The following is a 14,602-nucleotide window of genomic DNA, read 5'->3' as shown; positions in this document are numbered from 1 at the left end:
CGGGTTCTGGAAAATCATCGAGATCTCGCGACCCCGGACCGCCCGCATCGCTCCTTCGCGCGCCCGGCGCAGATCCTGCCCGTTCCAGCTTATCTCGCCGGCGTTGATGCTGCCGCCGGCATCGAGGATGCGCATCAGGGCGTAGGAGGTGACCGATTTGCCCGATCCCGATTCGCCGACAATGCCGAGCGTCTCGCCGGGGCCGAGATCGAAGGAGATGCCGCGCACCGCCTCGACCGCGCCGCGACGGGTACGGAAACCGACGATCAGATCCTTGACCGAAAGCATGGCGGGCTCCTCAGGTGCGGCGTCTGGGATCGACGATGTCGCGCAGACCGTCACCCATCAGGTTGAAGGTGAAGACCGCGAGCATCAGCCAGAGACCCGGAAACAGCGCGATCCACCAATGTCCCGAGACGATGAAATTCGCCCCTTCCGCCACCATGATCCCCCATTCCGGCGTCGGCGGGCGCACGCCCAGCCCGATGAAGGAGAGGCCGGCGGCGTTGAGGATGGCCCAGCCCATGTTGAGCGAGACCTGCACCATCATCGGCGGCAGGGCGTTGGGGAAGATGTGGAAGGCGAGCACGCGCGCGTGGGAATTGCCGGCCAGCCGTGCGGCCAGGGCAAAGCCCGCCTCGCGCCGGATATTCACCTCCGCGCGCACCACCCGGGCATAGAAGGGAATATTGATGATCGCGGTGGCGTAGATGATGTTTTCCACCGAATTGCCCAGAGCCGCGACGATCCCCATCGCCAGAATGAAGAGCGGGAAGGCCATGATCGTATCGAGGATGCGGTTGAGCAGAGCATCGATCCAGCCGCCCCAATAGCCGGCGACGGCGCCGAGAAAGGCGCCGATCACGAAGGAGATCGCCACGGCGGCCACCGAAATCGTCAGATCGAGGCGTGTCGCCACGATCACCCGTGAGAACACGTCGCGCCCCAGCTGGTCGGTGCCGAACCAGTGCGCCGCAGAGGGCGCCTCGAGCGCGCGCGCGGAATTCGTCGCCAGCGGATCATAGGGCACCACATACGGGCCGATCAGCGCCGACAGCACGATGAAGCCGAAAAGCGCGAAGGACAGGGCCGTGACCGGGTTTTCGCGCAGCACGTAGACAATATGCGCGACCTGTCCCGAAGCGGCGGAGGGCGATGCGGGGCTGCTCATTTCGCGGAAAATCCGATGCGCGGATCGATCAGCGCGTAGCTGAGATCGATCAGGAGATTGAGCAGAACGAAGAGCAGTGCCATCGCCAGCACGAAGCCCTGCACCGCAGCGTAATCCGATTGCACCAGCGCCTCCACCGCATAGGAGCCGATCCCCGGCCAGGCGAAGACCTTCTCGACCAGCACATTGGCGCCGAGCACGAAGGAGAACACCATGCCCAGCGTCGTGACTACCGGCAGCAGCGCATTGCGGAAGGCATAGCCGAACAGCACCTTCGATGGGCTCAGCCCGGCGGCGCGGGCGGTGCGGATGTAATCGGAGGAGAGCGCGCCCAGCATCGCGGCGCGGGTCATGCGCGCGATCGGGGCGAGGGTGAAAAGCGCCAGCGTGATCGCCGGCAGGGCGATCTGGCGCAAGGCCCCGAAGAAGGTCTCGGTATCGCCGTCGATCAGCGTATCGATGAGATGGAAACCCGTCACCCGGGGCGGATCGAAATAGATGAAGTCGAGCCGGCCCAGCGGCGAGGGCGCCCAGCCGAGCAGGTAATAGAAGACGTAGATCAGGAGGATACCCGTGAAGAAGGTCGGCAGTGAGACCCCCGCCGTCACCACGACCCGGCAGAGCTGGTCGATCCAGCTGCCCTGGTGTACGGCGGCGAGCAGCCCCAGCGGGATCGCCACAAGGCAGGCCAGAAGCAGAGCGCTGAGCGTGAGTTCGAGGGAGGCGGGCAGGCGCATGGCGAGATCGGTCACCACCGGCTGGCCGGTCACCACCGAGCGCCCGAGATCGCCCTGGAGCAGCGCCCCGCAATAGATCAGGAATTGCTGGATCAGCGGTTTGTCGAGACCGAGCGCCTCGCGCACCTGGGCAATCGATTCGGGCGTGGCGGCGAGCCCCGCGAATTGTACGGCGGGGTCACCGGGCAGCGCCCGCGTCAGGACGAAGCTGATCACGACGACCCCGACGATGACCGGGATCGTCTGAGCCAGGCGCCAGAGAAGCGGATGTCCACGCCCCGCCATGGCTCAGGCTTCCCCGCCGTTCAGGGGGCGCACGTCGAGCTGGCGGTGGAACCAGAATTCGTAGCCCCCGGCCCCGTTCATGGCGACGTTCAGCGCCGGCTGGTAGAGCGGGATGCGCGGCAGGTCTTCGATCACATGCGCAAACATCTCCTTGATCAGCGGCGCATATTCCGGATCGTCCATCGCCATGTGCAGGGTGCGTTCCGTCAGTTCATGGACCGCTTCGCTCTCGTAGGCGGATGAGTTGAACAGCCGGTCCTTCTGATAGGCCCAGAAGAAATAATAGCAGGGCGTGTTCAGCCAGCCGCCGAAATTCTCGAGATGCAGATCGAGGGATTTGTCGACGAGCGCCACCGTGCGCCAATTGGCGCCGGGAATGCGATCCACCGTGACCGTGATGCCGATGCGTCCGAGCGCCTCCTGGATCAGCAGGGCTGTGGGCTCCATCCAGTCGACCAGATCGAGGCTGATCGAGAGCGTGACCTCGAAACCGTCGGGATAGCCCGATTGCGCCAGATATTCACGCGCCGTGTCGAGGTTCGTGTCATAGGGGAAGGGGCGCGGCCAGGCGATGTCATCAATCGCTTCCGGCCCGCCCCAGAGCCTGGCGCCTCGACCATAGGCGGCACTTTCGAAAATCGCCTCATAGGGCACCGCATGGGCCACGGCCTTGCGGACATTCGCGTCCTGGAAGGGAGCGAATTTGGAATTCAGGCACAGACAATGCATGCAATTCTCGATCGGCGTGGAATGCACGGTCAGGCTGTCGGCCAGTTCCGCGGCGTCGCGATCGGGAATGTCCATCGAGATCTGCACATCGCCGCGCTCCACCAGCGCCCGGCGCGTGGCGGCGGAGGGGACCTCACGCACGATGACCCGGCGGATCGCGGGCAGTTCGCCGCCGACCCAGGCGTCGTTGCGCTCATAGACGAGCTGCTGCCCCTGATCCCAGCGCGCCACCTTGTAGGCGCCCGATCCGGCCGGGTTCATGTGCAGGTATTCCATCGCCCAGGGATCATCGCTGGTGGCATTGGCCTTGGCCACCTTCGAATTGATGATGAAGGGCACCGGTACGGCAAGATTGGGCAGCGACAGTTTCGACGGGTAGTCGAGCCTGATCACGAAGGTCTCCTCGTCGACGGCCTCGAACTGATCGGGCCGGAAGAACCCGCCCGCGCGCATCTGCGTGGAGGGAAAACCGCCGGCCAGCACGGCACGGTCAAAGGACCATTTCACGTCTTCCGCCGTGACCTTTGTGCCATCCCAGAAGGTGGCGTCGGGCTTGAGCTTGAAGGTGATGGTCAGCCCGTCATCGGAGATCGTCCAGCTCTCCGCCAGTTCCGGCACGATCGTGTCGTAATCGTAGGACATCTCGCCGGTGGGCAATTGCTTGGCGCCGAAGCCGACCAGCCGGTCATAGCAGTTGATCGCGACCTGATAGCTCGCACGGTTGGTGCCGACGCGATGCAGATCGAGGCTGTTGATGGTCTGGCCAAAGACGGTGACGAGCGTATCGCGCTCCTGCGCCTCGGCGGGCAGGATACGCAGGAAGGGCAGGATACCGGCGCTGGCGGCTGAAGCGAGGAAGGCGCGGCGATCGAGTGTCGGCATGGCGGGCTCCGGGAACGGGGTGGGCGGAAGCGGTAGCGGGGAATCGCGTTTGATCCCGAGCATGCGCAGAGCATGCCGCGTTGCACCCGGTTCGTGAAATGCTAAGATTTCACAGGATCGGTGCATTCAGTGCATCACTGGAGGCATGCATGCGACATATGGAAACCTTCCGCCTGATCGAGGCGGTGGCCCGCGCGGGTTCGATCCGCAAGGCGGCGGAGGATGCCGGCCTGACGGCCTCGGCACTCAACCGGCGGATCGCGCGGTTCGAGGATGAATTCGGTGCGCGGATCTTCGAGCGTCTCGCACGCGGCGTGCGCCTCAACCCGGCCGGGGAGCTCGTCTTGCAGCATTATCGCGCCCAGCGCTCTGACATGGCCCGGGTGCAGAGCCAGGTCGCCGATCTCAAGGGCGTGCGGCGCGGGCACGTCACGGTGGCCTGCAGCCAGGCCCTGCTGCCCTATTTCATGCCCGAACAGATCGCCCGTTACCGCCGCGCGCATCCCGGCGTGACCTTTGCGGTCAAGGTGCGCGACCGGGCCCGCGCCGAGGAGGAGCTGGCCGCCATGCGCAGCGATCTGGCCCTCGTCTTCGAGCCGGAACTGATGGTGGATTTCGAAGTGCTGCATCAGATACCGCAGCCGGTCTGCGCGGTGCTCGCGCCCGATCATCCGCTTGCCGGCCAAGACGATATACGCCTGCGCGACTGCCTCGATCATCCGCATATCGCCCCGGCGTCGGGTTACGGCGTGCGCTATCTGCTCGACATGGCGGCGCGGCGCGGCAGCCGGCAGGTCGAGCCGGTCGTCGAGACCGAATCCTTCGAACTGATCCGCCACTACGTGCTGCATGAGGGCGTGGTGGGTTTCCAGATCCCGATCGGATTGCGGCCCGGCGGCGCCTACGGGCTGACGGTGCGTCCCATCGCCGCCCGCGACGTCCCGCCCGGGCTGCTGCTGCTCGGCCAGATGAAGGGGCGCGTCCTGCCAGTGGCGACCTCCCGTTTCGTCACGCAACTCGTGCAGGCTCTGGGCGAATGAGCGCAGGCCGGGCCCCGACGACAGGCGCCGGCCCGGAGCTTTTCACCGGCTATCCCGGACCCGCCCGAGGCATGGCGCGCGGAAACAACCTCGCAGCGCGGGCACGCAGGAATTCGCCGAAGTTTTTCAAGAAATGGTGGAGCTGAGGGGATTTGAACCCCTGACCTCTGCAGTGCGATTGCAGCGCTCTCCCAACTGAGCTACAGCCCCTGACCGGCGCGGCTTGCGCCGCCGGTTGGTGTGGCGGTGATAAGCGCGTGTGCGGCGTCTGTCAATCGCGATTGCGCGCGGATTTTCACCCGCGCGCAGACGTTCCCGGGGCGCCAGCCGGCACTCCTCAACCGCGCAGTGAGCCGCCGGTCTTGCGGGCCACTTCCGCAACGATCTTTTGCGACACCGCCTCGATCTCGGGATCGGTCAGCGTCTTCTGCGCCGGCTGCAGCGTCACCGCGATCGCCACCGATTTGCACCCCTCGCTCACATGCTCGCCCTCATAGACGTCGAATACCTCGACCCCGGTGACGAGATTGCGCTCCGCGCCCTGTGCCGCGCGCAGGATATCGGCTGCGGCGACGTCGCGATCGACCACGAAGGCGAAATCGCGGGTCAACGGCTGGAACTCGGAGAGCTCGAGCTTCGCGCGCGCCCTCGTCGGCTTCGCTTTCGGCGCGGGGATGGCATCGAGCGAAATCTCGAAGGCGACGAGCGGGCCCTTCACGTCGAGCGCCTTCAGCGCACCGGGATGCAATTCGCCGAAATGGCCGATCACGTTCTTCGGCCCGAACTGCATGCGCCCGCACCGGCCCGGATGCAGATAATCGGGCCCGCCGGGCACGATCTGCAATTTCTCGACCGCGACGCCGAGGGTGGCCAGCAGGGACAGGGCGTCAGCCTTGGCGTCGAAGACATCGACATTGCGTACGCCACCATCCCAATGCCGGCCGACGCCTTGCGGTCGCGCCGTGCCCCGGCGAATGCCGGCGGCGCGCATCTTCTGGCCATCCGGCGTGTCATCCTCGAAACATTGCCCGACTTCGAACACCGCGACGTCGCCAAAACCACGATCGGCATTGCGCTGAGCGGCACGCAGGAGCCCCGGCAACAGGCTCGGGCGCATGTCGGAGAGTTCTGCGGCGATCGGATTGGCCAGCGCGAGCAGGTCATGCCCGCCGCCAAAGGCGATCGCATCCTCGCGGGAAATGAAGGACCAGGTCACCGCTTCCGACAGCCCCCGGGTGGCGAGCGCCCTGCGCGCCTGGCTGGTGCGCTTTTGCAGCAATGTCAGCAGCGGCTTGACCACGCTGGCCTCGATCCGCCCGAGCGGCACCGGTTCGATGCGATCGAGTCCGGCAATGCGCACGATCTCCTCGACGAGATCAGCCTTGCCCTCGATATCCGGACGCCAGGACGGCGGCAGCACCTTCACTTCCTCGCCCGCGCCGGAAATGTGGAAGCCGAGCTGCTCGAGGATTGCATGCGCCTCGGCCCTCGGCAGATCGAGGCCGGACAGGCGCTTCGTCTCGGCAAAGGGAAAGCTGATGATGCGGCTGGGATCAGGAATCTTACCAGCGAGATGCGTCTTCGAGACCTGTCCACCGCACAGATCCACCACCATCTGCGCGGCGAGATCGAGCCCCGGCAGGGTGTAATTGGGATCGACGCCGCGCTCGAAGCGATAGCGCGCATCGGTGATGATGCCGAGCTTGCGCCCGGTCTGCGCGATATTGAGCGGATCCCACAGGGCCGATTCGATGAGGACGTCGGTCGTCGTCTCGTCGCAGCCCGAATGCTCGCCGCCCATGATGCCGGCCAGCGATTCCGGGCCGTTCTCGTCGGCGATCACCACCATGGTGGAATCGAGCGTATAGGTCTTGCCGTCGAGCGCGAGCAGCTCCTCGCCGTCATGCGCCTTGCGCACCACGAGCGCGCCCTTCACCTTCGCCGCATCGAAAACGTGCAGCGGACGCCCGCGATCATGGGTGACGTAATTCGTGATATCGACCAGCGCATTGATCGGGCGCAGGCCGATCGCGCGCAGGCGGCGCTGCATCCAATCCGGGCTCTGGCCGTTCTTCACGCCGCGCACCATGCGCAAGGCGAAGGCGGGGCATAGATGCTCTTCTCCGGGCAGATCGAGACGCACGCCGATCGGGCTCTCGCCTTCGCTTGCCGGCGCGGTGGCCTGCTCCTGACGCAATGTGCCCAGCCCCGCCGCCGCGAGATCGCGGGCAATGCCGCGGATCGCCGTGCAATCGGGACGGTTGGGCGTCAGGCTGATCTCGATCACCGGATCGTCGAGCTTTGCATAGGCGGCGTAGACCGCGCCCACGGGCGCGTCCTGCGGCAGATCGATGATGCCGTCGTGATCCTCGGAGAGTTCGAGCTCGGCTTCCGAGCAAAGCATGCCGGCGCTCTCGACGCCCCGGATAACACCGACGCCTAGCGTCAGGTTCTTGCCGGGAATGTAGGTGCCTGGCGGGGCGAACACGCTCTTCATGCCCGTGCGCGCATTCGGCGCACCGCAGACCACCTGGATCGGATCACCCTCCCCCGTATCGACCTTGCACACGCGCAGGCGGTCGGCATCGGGATGCTGCGTGGCCTCGATCACGGAGGCGATGCGATAGGCGGCGAGTTCCTGCGCCTTGTCGGTGACGCCCTCGACCTCGAGCCCGATGGCATCGAGCGCAGCGACGATCTCGCCCAGCGTCGCCTGCGTCTCGAGATGATCCTTCAGCCAGGACAGCGTGAATTTCATTTTTCTTTCCTCTCGGCAGTCGCATCTGTTCGGTTGGATCGGCACGACGGGACAACGATCACGCGCGCCGCCGCCATGGTCGCAAGGTCACCGACACAGAAGCGCAATCGGGGCACGGGAACGTCCTGGAGCAACAAGCCTGGGCTATTCATGATCATTGTTCAGAGGGAGCGCACGCGCCGGGGGCTTTTTCGCCCCGCAGAATGCTCGCGACGCTGATATCTTCGTCGATTGCCGGCCAGTGAATGCCCATCGGCATCAGTTCCACCTCGGCCAGAGCAGAGGCAGGCGCAGAGGCCAGTCGCGGGTACCACCAGAGCGGCGCGGCGAGCCTGCGTCCGTCGGCGAGCGTGACATGCAGGAAAGCGTCGTCGCAATGGGCCGCGACCGGGCGCGCGTCTTCGACTTCAATTTCCAAAATAGCCATTCCAGGCCTCCATGAACGCGCCTCGATGCTCGCGGGTCTTGCGTATGATCTCACCCAGTTCACGCGCATTATATCCCAAATTGACGGCGACCGAGACATCGTTCAGCCAGAGCTTTGCTTCCTTGCCGTCCTTGACCACGTGGATATGGGCCGGCTCCAAACCATCCGCCGAATAGAAGAAGAACCTGTACCCTTCCAGCACAGAAGCGTCGGCATCAGCGTCTCGCTTGCCGGTTTTCAGCACGACGCATCACGACGACAGCCCACCCGCCAGCGTCGGCAGATCGAGGGGGCGGAAGCCGTAATGCTGCAGCCAGCGGATATCAGCCTCGAAGAACGGGCGCAGATCCGGCATGCCGTATTTCAGCATGGCGATGCGGTCGATGCCGAGCCCCCAGGCGAATCCCTGATACTCGTCCGGGTCGAGGCCGCAATTGCGCAGCACGTTGGGATGCACCATGCCGCAGCCGAGAATCTCGAGCCAGTCCTCGCCCTCGCCGAAGCGGATCTCGCCCCCCTTGCGCGAGCACTGGATATCGACCTCGGCCGAAGGTTCGGTGAAGGGGAAGAACGACGGGCGAAAACGCATCTTCACCTCGTCCACCTCGAAGAAGGCCTTGCAGAATTCCTGGAGCACCCACTTCATGTGGCCGATATGGGCCTTTTTATCGATTACCAGCCCCTCGACCTGGTGGAACATCGGGGTGTGGGTCTGGTCGGAATCGTGGCGATAGGTGCGCCCGGGAATGATCACGCGGATCGGCGGCTTTTGCGCCGTCATGGTGCGGATCTGGACCGGGCTGGTATGGGTGCGCAACACCTTGCGCGCGCCGGTCGCATCCGGCTGCATGAAGAAGGTATCGTGCATTTCCCGCGCGGGATGCCCCTCGGGGAAGTTGAGCGCGGTGAAATTCAGGTAATCCGTCTCGATATCGGGACCTTCCGCGACGGAAAAACCCATATCGGCGAAGATCGCGGTCAGTTCGTCGATGACCTGGCTGATCGGATGGATGCGCCCGCGCGTCTCGGGTCCCTCGCGCACCGGCAGGGTGACGTCGACCCGCTCGGCGGCAAGGCGAGCTTCGAGCGCCGCAGCGGCGAGCGCCTCGCGGCGGACATTGATCGCCTGCTGGACGGTGTCGCGCAGCCGGTTGATCACGGGGCCCTGCGTCTTGCGCTCCTCCGGCGTCATGCCGCCGAGGGATTTGAGCAGATCGGAGATCGTGCCCTTCTTGCCGAGCGCAGCGACGCGCAGCTGTTCGAGCGCCGCCTCGTCCTCGGCCTCGGCGATATGGGCGAGCAGATCGCCTTCGAGCTGTTTGAGATCGGTCATCGGTCCCTCTGATGATACGCCGGGAGATCAAGCGCGCGGCGCGGGGACCGTCAAGCCCTCAAACCACGCCACGACGCACAAAGCGCCGAAAAAGTTCGACGCGCCGCCGGAAATGGCCTCACAGGGCTGGGCGGACCCATGCGAAACGCTTTCGCATGGGTCATGAGCGGTGGATACGCCTTACGCGGCCTGCTGCGCCGGCAGCGCCGCCTTCGCCTGATCGACGAGGGCGGTGAAGGCCGCCGGCTCGTGGATGGCGAGGTCGGACAGGACCTTGCGATCGACCGTGATGCCAGCCTTGTTGAGGCCGTCGATAAATCGCGAATAGGTCAGGCCGTGTTCACGCACGGCGGCGTTCAGACGCTGGATCCACAGGGCGCGGAAAGTGCGCTTCTTTGCCTTGCGATCGCGATAGGCGTATTGCATGGAGCGATCGACAGCGGCCTTGGCGGTGCGGATCGTGTTCTTGCGGCGGCCGTAGAAACCCTTGGCGAGTTTCAGGACCTTCTTGTGCTTGGCGTGGGCGGTAACGCCCCTCTTGACGCGAGCCATGATGGTTCTCCGTATAGCGTGTCGTGATGATCAGCGGGAATTGGGCAGGAAATACTTGCGCACGTTGCGGGCATCGCCCTCGAACATGACCGCAGTACCGCGCTGGTCGCGGATCTGCTTCTTGGTCCGCTTGATCATTCCGTGCTGCTTGCCGGCCTGGGTACGGATCACCTTGCCGGTACCGGAGAGTTTGAAGCGCTTCTTCGCGCTGGCCTTGGTCTTCAACTTGGGCATTTCGCTCATTCTCCTGAGGCGCGTGGAAGCGACGGGTGCCCCCCGCTTCCGCTCGCCGACATGTTTGCTGTTCGAGCAGACGATCCGACACGGCAGCCCTTGATCAGCCGGACGGATCAGTGAGAGCCGCAGCTTATGACAGAACTGTCCTGCCCGTGCAAGGGCCGCAACGCGATCATCCGGAAAGCTGACGCGCGCGCGTCGCCATCGACTCGCATACCAGCCGGGCAGCCCGATCACTGGGCGCCTCGTCGCCGATATCCATGGCTTCATCGAGCCGCGCGAAACCCGTCAGTTGCGCGTCGCGCGCCGGGCCCGGGGTGACGATCGCCCGCAGCGCTTCAGCCAGCGGACCGGGCGCGCAATCGGCCTGGATGAATTCCGGGATCACGTTCTCGCCGAGGATCAGGTTGGCCAGGACGATGCTGTCGACCTTGATGAGATGTTTCAATTGCTCTTCCAGCCGCGAGACCTTGTAGGCGACGACCATCGGCACGCCCGAGAGCGCGAGTTCGAGGGTCACCGTACCCGATGCGGCAAGCGCGACCTGCCCCCGGCGGAAAGCGGCGTATTTGGCCTCCTCGCCCTGCACGATCTGCGGCACGATCGGCCAGTCGCGCGTCATCTGGGCGATTTCCGGGGCAAGATGCGCGATGGCGGGCAGGGTCAGATTGATCTCGCCCGGCCATTCCTCGCGGAAATGCGCGAGCGCACCGGCGAAGGGTTCGGCCAGACGCCGCAACTCCGAGCGTCGGCTGCCGGGGAGAACGAGCAATTCCAGCGGCCCTTCACCGAGCGGACGACGCTCTCCCTCAGCCGGCTGCAGTGCCTCGCGGCGCTCGACCAGCGGGTGACCGACATAAGTACAGGGCGGCCCACCCAGACGTTCATGCGCGGCGGGTTCGAACGGCTTGAGTGCCAGCACATGATCGATGTAGCCGCGCATTTTCCGCGCGCGACCCGGCCGCCAGGCCCATACCGATGGCGAGACATAGTTGATGATGGGGATATGCGGTGCGCGCTTGTGCACGCGTTTGGCAATGGGCTGGGTGAAATCCGGGCTGTCGATGATCACCAGCGCATCGGGATCGCGCGCCACGACATCGGCGATGACGCGATAGGCCCGTGCGACGATACCGGGCAGCTTCGCGATGACCGGCACAAGCCCCATCACCGAGATTTCCTCCATCGCGAACAGCGATGTCAGCCCCTCGCGCTGCATGCGCGCGCCGCCAAGGCCGAAGAAGGCGAATTCCCGATCAGGGCTTGCCCGACGCAGCGCCCGCATCAGCTCGGCCCCGAGCTGATCGCCCGATTCCTCACCGGCGACGAGATAGATACGCAGAGGCCGTGTCGCGTCTTCGCTCATGATTGCGCCATGTCCTGCGGATCGAAAGCGGCGAGGAAGAGGCCGCGCCGGTCGGCTTGCGCGATCATCTTCTCGCGCTCGACGACGAGCGTCTGACCCGCACCAACCGCGATCCCGCTGATCCCGGCTGCCGCCGCGCGCTCCACCGTGCGCGGCCCGACCGCCGGCAGATCGACCCGTCTCTCCTGCCCGGTCTTGGCCGATTTGACCAGGATCCCGGCATCGCGCCGGCGCCGCAGCAGAAATCCGCGGGAGAGGTTGGCGACGCGCGCGAGCATCCGGTCTGTGCCCTCCGCCCCCTCGATCGCAGTGACCCTTTCACCGCAGACGACCAGCCCCTGACCGATATCATAGGGCGAGAGATCGGCCAGACAGCGAAATCCGGTGCGCACCGGGATCAGGGCCATATCAGGAACCGGGACGGCGCCGAGCGGCCCGACCGGCACCAGCAGGTCCGGGGCGATTTCATGGGCGCCGATGACGCGGTGGCCATGCTCCTCGATCATCCCGATCACCGCCCGCAAGAGATGATCGTCGCCGCGCGCCAGCAACTGCCTGAGCTCGGCGCTGTTGCGATAGGCCGCGAGCGCACCGAGAAAGGCGGCGGGATGCGGGCGCGTGACGGCGCCGGCGAGCACCACCGCCTCCGGCTGCCACCGCGCCAGCCAGCCGATTGCGCCGGAGATGTCGAGAAGATCGATCACCGCATCGGCCCGACGACGCAGGCTGCGATCGGCGAACCCGCGCAGGGCGAGCAGGCGGTGAGGACGCCGTGTGCCCACCATTGCGTTGAGCAGGATATGCGGCAAGGCCCCGCCGCCGGCGAGGATCGCCACCGGCCCGGATGCAGTGGCCGGAGCGCCCATCTCAGATGCCGGTTTCACGCGGCGTCAGGACCGAGCGATCCCCGCCGGCGCGAATGAAGGCGAGAATTTCGCCGACGGTGACATGGTCCGGGTGATCGGTCGCGACATCCTCCATGCGCTCCTTCAGCGTGCCTTCATTGGCGAAGAGCAAGCGGTAGGCGCGGCGCAATTCGTGGATGCTGTCGCGCGAGAAACCGCGCCGGCGCAGGCCGACGATGTTGAGCCCGGCGAGGAATGCGCGGTTGCCCACCGCCATGCCGTAGGGGATGACGTCCTTCTCGATCGCGGACATGCCGCCGATGAAGGCGTGATGGCCGATGCGCACGAATTGATGCACGCCGACACCGCCGCCGAGAATGGCGTAATCGCCGATGATGCAATGGCCGGCCAGCATCACCGTGTTCGACAGGACGACATTGTTGCCGATGCGGCAATCATGCGCGACATGGGCATAGGCCAGAATGAAGCATTGATCGCCCACCGTCGTGAGGAAGTCACCGGCCCTGGTGCCGGGATGCACGGTCACGCTCTCGCGGATGATGCATTCCTCGCCGATCACCACCCGGGTCGGCTCGCCGTTGTATTTCAGATCCTGCGGCGGATGCCCGATCGCGGCGAAGGGGAAGATGCGCGTGCGCGCGCCGATTGTCGTATCGCCCGTGACGACGACATGGCTGAGCAGTTCGCAGCCCCCACCGAGTTTTACCTGGGGACCAACAAGACAGAAAGGACCGATCCGGCAGCCGGGGCCGATTTCGGCGCCGTCCTCGATGATGGCGGTCGGGTGGATGACGGTTTCACTCATGACAGGACCAGCATGGCGCTGATATCGGCATGAGCCACGACCTGCCCTGCAACCCGCGCCTCACCATGATACCACCACATGTTACGGCGATAGGCCGTCTTGGTCATGTGGTATTCGACCACGTCTCCCGGCTGGACAGGCTTGCGGAATTTCGCCTTGTCGATGGTCATGAAGTAGACCTCCTTCGGCGCGCTGCCATCCGCGGCCTTGCTCGCCACACAGATCGCCCCGGCGGTTTGCGCCATGCCCTCGATCAGGAACACGCCGGGAAAGATCGGACGTGTCGGGAAGTGACCGGTGAATTGCGGTTCATTCGCGGTGACGTTCTTGATGCCGACGCAGGAATTGTCGCCGTCGATCTCAATGATCTTGTCGACCAGCAGGAAAGGATACCGATGCGGCAGATAGGTCATGATCTGCATGATATCCGCTGTCATCAAGGTTTTCGGCATATCTGACATGCCCAACGCTCCTCCATGCCCGGTGGGCACCCGTTCCCTCAAGACGCCGCACCGTTATCGGGCGGCGTGTCGTCTTTGGCCGAATCGGCGCCCGATGCAAGTGTTTTGCGCGCACCGGCTGCGCTTTCATCGGTATGCTGCTTGCGCGCAGCGAATACCTTGAGCGTGGTCATTTCACGGAACCACTCGCGCATCGGCTTGGCGGGCGTGCCGCCCCAGCGCGCGCCGGGCGGCACATCAGAATTGACGTTGCTCGAGGCTGCGATCTGCGCGCCCGTCCCGATGGTGACATGGCCGATAATGCCGACCTGCCCGCCGAGGACAACGTAATCCTCCAGCGTGGTCGAGCCGGCAATCCCGCTTTGCGCAACGATCACGCAATGACGACCAATGATCACATTGTGGGCGATCTGGACCAGATTGTCGATCTTGGTGCCCTCGCCGATCACCGTGTCACGACTTGCCCCGCGATCGATCGCGGAATTCGCGCCGATCTCGACGTCATCCTGGATGATCACGCGACCAACCTGAGGAACCTTGCTGTGCCCACCCGCTCCCATGGCGAAGCCGAATCCATCCTGTCCGACGCGCACGCCGGCATGGAGGATGACCCGATTACCGACAAGGGCATGAATGACGCTGGTATTGGCGCCGATGCTGCAGTCGCGTCCGATCTTCACATGGGGACCGATCACGGCATTCGCGGCAATGATGGTTCCGGCACCAATCTCGGCATGCGGCCCGATCACCGCGCCAGGATCGACACGCACGCCGCTCTCCAGTTGCGCGTCGGGATGCACAACACTGCCGGGTGCGATACCGGGTGTCTCGAAAAGACTGCCGGGGCGCATCGCTTCCGGGTAGAGCCGGGCCAGAACGGCAGCAAAGACGGGGTAGGGCTTGTCCAGGATGAAGGCTGTCGCTCCTTCGGGAATGGCGGAGGCGAATTTTCT

General features: G+C 65.0%; 16 protein-coding genes and 1 tRNA gene. 1 reads left to right on the top strand and 16 read right to left on the bottom strand.

Features of this window, described 5'->3' with window-relative positions; translation table 11 throughout:
• The 4 genes from VKP01_RS09835 to VKP01_RS09820 all read right to left on the bottom strand — a co-directional run.
• Positions 1-288 (bottom strand): ATP-binding cassette domain-containing protein (locus VKP01_RS09835; protein ID WP_324411969.1); only part of this gene is annotated, 288 nt, incomplete at its 3' end.
• Positions 289-298: 10 nt separating this feature from the next.
• The gene (locus VKP01_RS09830; protein ID WP_324411968.1) at positions 299-1,171 is read right to left on the bottom strand and encodes an ABC transporter permease; all 873 of its coding nucleotides are present in this window, start codon (positions 1,169-1,171) and stop codon (positions 299-301) included.
• Positions 1,168-2,193: an ABC transporter permease gene (locus tag VKP01_RS09825; RefSeq protein WP_324411967.1), complete on the bottom strand. Its 1,026-nt coding sequence runs from the start codon at positions 2,191-2,193 to the stop codon at positions 1,168-1,170. Before VKP01_RS09825 ends, VKP01_RS09830 begins: the two co-directional genes overlap by 4 nt.
• A 3-nt stretch (positions 2,194-2,196) precedes the next feature.
• Positions 2,197-3,804, bottom strand: a complete 1,608-nt coding sequence (locus VKP01_RS09820) for an ABC transporter substrate-binding protein (RefSeq protein ID WP_324411966.1) — start codon at positions 3,802-3,804, stop codon at positions 2,197-2,199.
• Between the two features lie 149 nt (positions 3,805-3,953).
• On the opposite strand from VKP01_RS09820, the gene VKP01_RS09815 reads away from it, so the two are divergent.
• Entirely contained in the window at positions 3,954-4,844 is an 891-nt protein-coding gene (locus VKP01_RS09815) for a LysR family transcriptional regulator (protein ID WP_324411965.1), read from the top strand.
• A gap of 134 nt (positions 4,845-4,978) precedes the next feature.
• On the opposite strand, the gene VKP01_RS09810 is transcribed toward VKP01_RS09815, so the two are convergent.
• The 12 genes from VKP01_RS09810 to lpxD form a co-directional block, all read right to left on the bottom strand.
• Positions 4,979-5,054: transfer RNA gene (locus VKP01_RS09810), tRNA-Ala, on the bottom strand.
• 127 nt (positions 5,055-5,181) lie between these two features.
• Positions 5,182-7,602, bottom strand: coding sequence for a phenylalanine--tRNA ligase subunit beta (pheT, locus tag VKP01_RS09805; protein WP_324411964.1), 2,421 nt, complete (start codon positions 7,600-7,602; stop codon positions 5,182-5,184).
• 154 nt (positions 7,603-7,756) lie between these two features.
• On the bottom strand, positions 7,757-8,029 hold the full coding sequence (locus VKP01_RS09800) for a DUF2442 domain-containing protein (RefSeq protein WP_324411963.1): 273 nt from the start codon (positions 8,027-8,029) through the stop codon (positions 7,757-7,759).
• The gene (locus VKP01_RS09795) at positions 8,010-8,273 is read right to left on the bottom strand and encodes a DUF4160 domain-containing protein (protein ID WP_324411962.1); all 264 of its coding nucleotides are present in this window, start codon (positions 8,271-8,273) and stop codon (positions 8,010-8,012) included. Before VKP01_RS09795 ends, VKP01_RS09800 begins: the two co-directional genes overlap by 20 nt.
• Positions 8,274-8,279: 6 nt before the next feature.
• A complete protein-coding gene (gene pheS, locus VKP01_RS09790; protein WP_324411961.1) occupies positions 8,280-9,362 on the bottom strand; it encodes a phenylalanine--tRNA ligase subunit alpha in 1,083 nt (360 codons plus the stop codon).
• A 180-nt stretch (positions 9,363-9,542) separates the two neighbouring features.
• Positions 9,543-9,914, bottom strand: a complete 372-nt coding sequence (rplT, locus tag VKP01_RS09785; RefSeq protein ID WP_074444368.1) for a 50S ribosomal protein L20 — start codon at positions 9,912-9,914, stop codon at positions 9,543-9,545.
• 30 nt (positions 9,915-9,944) lie between these two features.
• Positions 9,945-10,148, bottom strand: a complete 204-nt coding sequence (gene rpmI / locus VKP01_RS09780; RefSeq protein ID WP_074445976.1) for a 50S ribosomal protein L35 — start codon at positions 10,146-10,148, stop codon at positions 9,945-9,947.
• Positions 10,149-10,323: 175 nt separating this feature from the next.
• Positions 10,324-11,517, bottom strand: coding sequence for a lipid-A-disaccharide synthase (gene lpxB / locus VKP01_RS09775; protein ID WP_324411960.1), 1,194 nt, complete (start codon positions 11,515-11,517; stop codon positions 10,324-10,326).
• Positions 11,514-12,383, bottom strand: a complete 870-nt coding sequence (locus tag VKP01_RS09770) for an LpxI family protein (RefSeq protein WP_324411970.1) — start codon at positions 12,381-12,383, stop codon at positions 11,514-11,516. The genes lpxB and VKP01_RS09770 overlap by 4 nt, the downstream gene beginning before the upstream one ends.
• Position 12,384: 1 nt before the next feature.
• Complete coding sequence (gene lpxA / locus VKP01_RS09765) at positions 12,385-13,188, bottom strand: acyl-ACP--UDP-N-acetylglucosamine O-acyltransferase (RefSeq protein ID WP_324411959.1); 804 nt, start codon at positions 13,186-13,188, stop codon at positions 12,385-12,387.
• Positions 13,185-13,640 carry a 3-hydroxyacyl-ACP dehydratase FabZ gene (fabZ, locus tag VKP01_RS09760; RefSeq protein WP_414706559.1) on the bottom strand — a complete coding sequence of 152 codons (456 nt, stop codon included), beginning with the start codon at positions 13,638-13,640 and terminating at the stop codon, positions 13,185-13,187. Before fabZ ends, lpxA begins: the two co-directional genes overlap by 4 nt.
• A 47-nt stretch (positions 13,641-13,687) precedes the next feature.
• Positions 13,688-14,602, bottom strand: a 915-nt coding sequence (lpxD, locus tag VKP01_RS09755) for a UDP-3-O-(3-hydroxymyristoyl)glucosamine N-acyltransferase (RefSeq protein WP_324411957.1), incomplete at its 5' end; no start/stop codon positions are given.

Source organism: Saliniramus sp. (assembly GCF_035311605.1).
Lineage (GTDB): Bacteria > Pseudomonadota > Alphaproteobacteria > Rhizobiales > Beijerinckiaceae > Saliniramus.
The sequence above is the reverse complement of the archived record's forward strand: the minus strand, read 5'-3'. Positions and strand labels throughout refer to the sequence as shown.

Coding starts and splice junctions, on each gene's coding strand:
- rplT (WP_074444368.1), bottom strand. CDS start 9,914: ATGGCTCGCGTCAAGAGGGGCGTTACCGCCCACGCCAAGCACAAGAAG.
- lpxA (WP_324411959.1), bottom strand. CDS start 13,188: ATGAGTGAAACCGTCATCCACCCGACCGCCATCATCGAGGACGGCGCC.
- fabZ (WP_414706559.1), bottom strand. CDS start 13,640: ATGCCGAAAACCTTGATGACAGCGGATATCATGCAGATCATGACCTAT.
- lpxB (WP_324411960.1), bottom strand. CDS start 11,517: ATGAGCGAAGACGCGACACGGCCTCTGCGTATCTATCTCGTCGCCGGT.
- VKP01_RS09770 (WP_324411970.1), bottom strand. CDS start 12,383: ATGGGCGCTCCGGCCACTGCATCCGGGCCGGTGGCGATCCTCGCCGGC.
- VKP01_RS09825 (WP_324411967.1), bottom strand. CDS start 2,193: ATGGCGGGGCGTGGACATCCGCTTCTCTGGCGCCTGGCTCAGACGATC.
- VKP01_RS09800 (WP_324411963.1), bottom strand. CDS start 8,029: ATGGCTATTTTGGAAATTGAAGTCGAAGACGCGCGCCCGGTCGCGGCC.
- VKP01_RS09815 (WP_324411965.1), top strand. CDS start 3,954: ATGCGACATATGGAAACCTTCCGCCTGATCGAGGCGGTGGCCCGCGCG.
- VKP01_RS09820 (WP_324411966.1), bottom strand. CDS start 3,804: ATGCCGACACTCGATCGCCGCGCCTTCCTCGCTTCAGCCGCCAGCGCC.
- pheS (WP_324411961.1), bottom strand. CDS start 9,362: ATGACCGATCTCAAACAGCTCGAAGGCGATCTGCTCGCCCATATCGCC.
- VKP01_RS09830 (WP_324411968.1), bottom strand. CDS start 1,171: ATGAGCAGCCCCGCATCGCCCTCCGCCGCTTCGGGACAGGTCGCGCAT.
- rpmI (WP_074445976.1), bottom strand. CDS start 10,148: ATGCCCAAGTTGAAGACCAAGGCCAGCGCGAAGAAGCGCTTCAAACTC.
- pheT (WP_324411964.1), bottom strand. CDS start 7,602: ATGAAATTCACGCTGTCCTGGCTGAAGGATCATCTCGAGACGCAGGCG.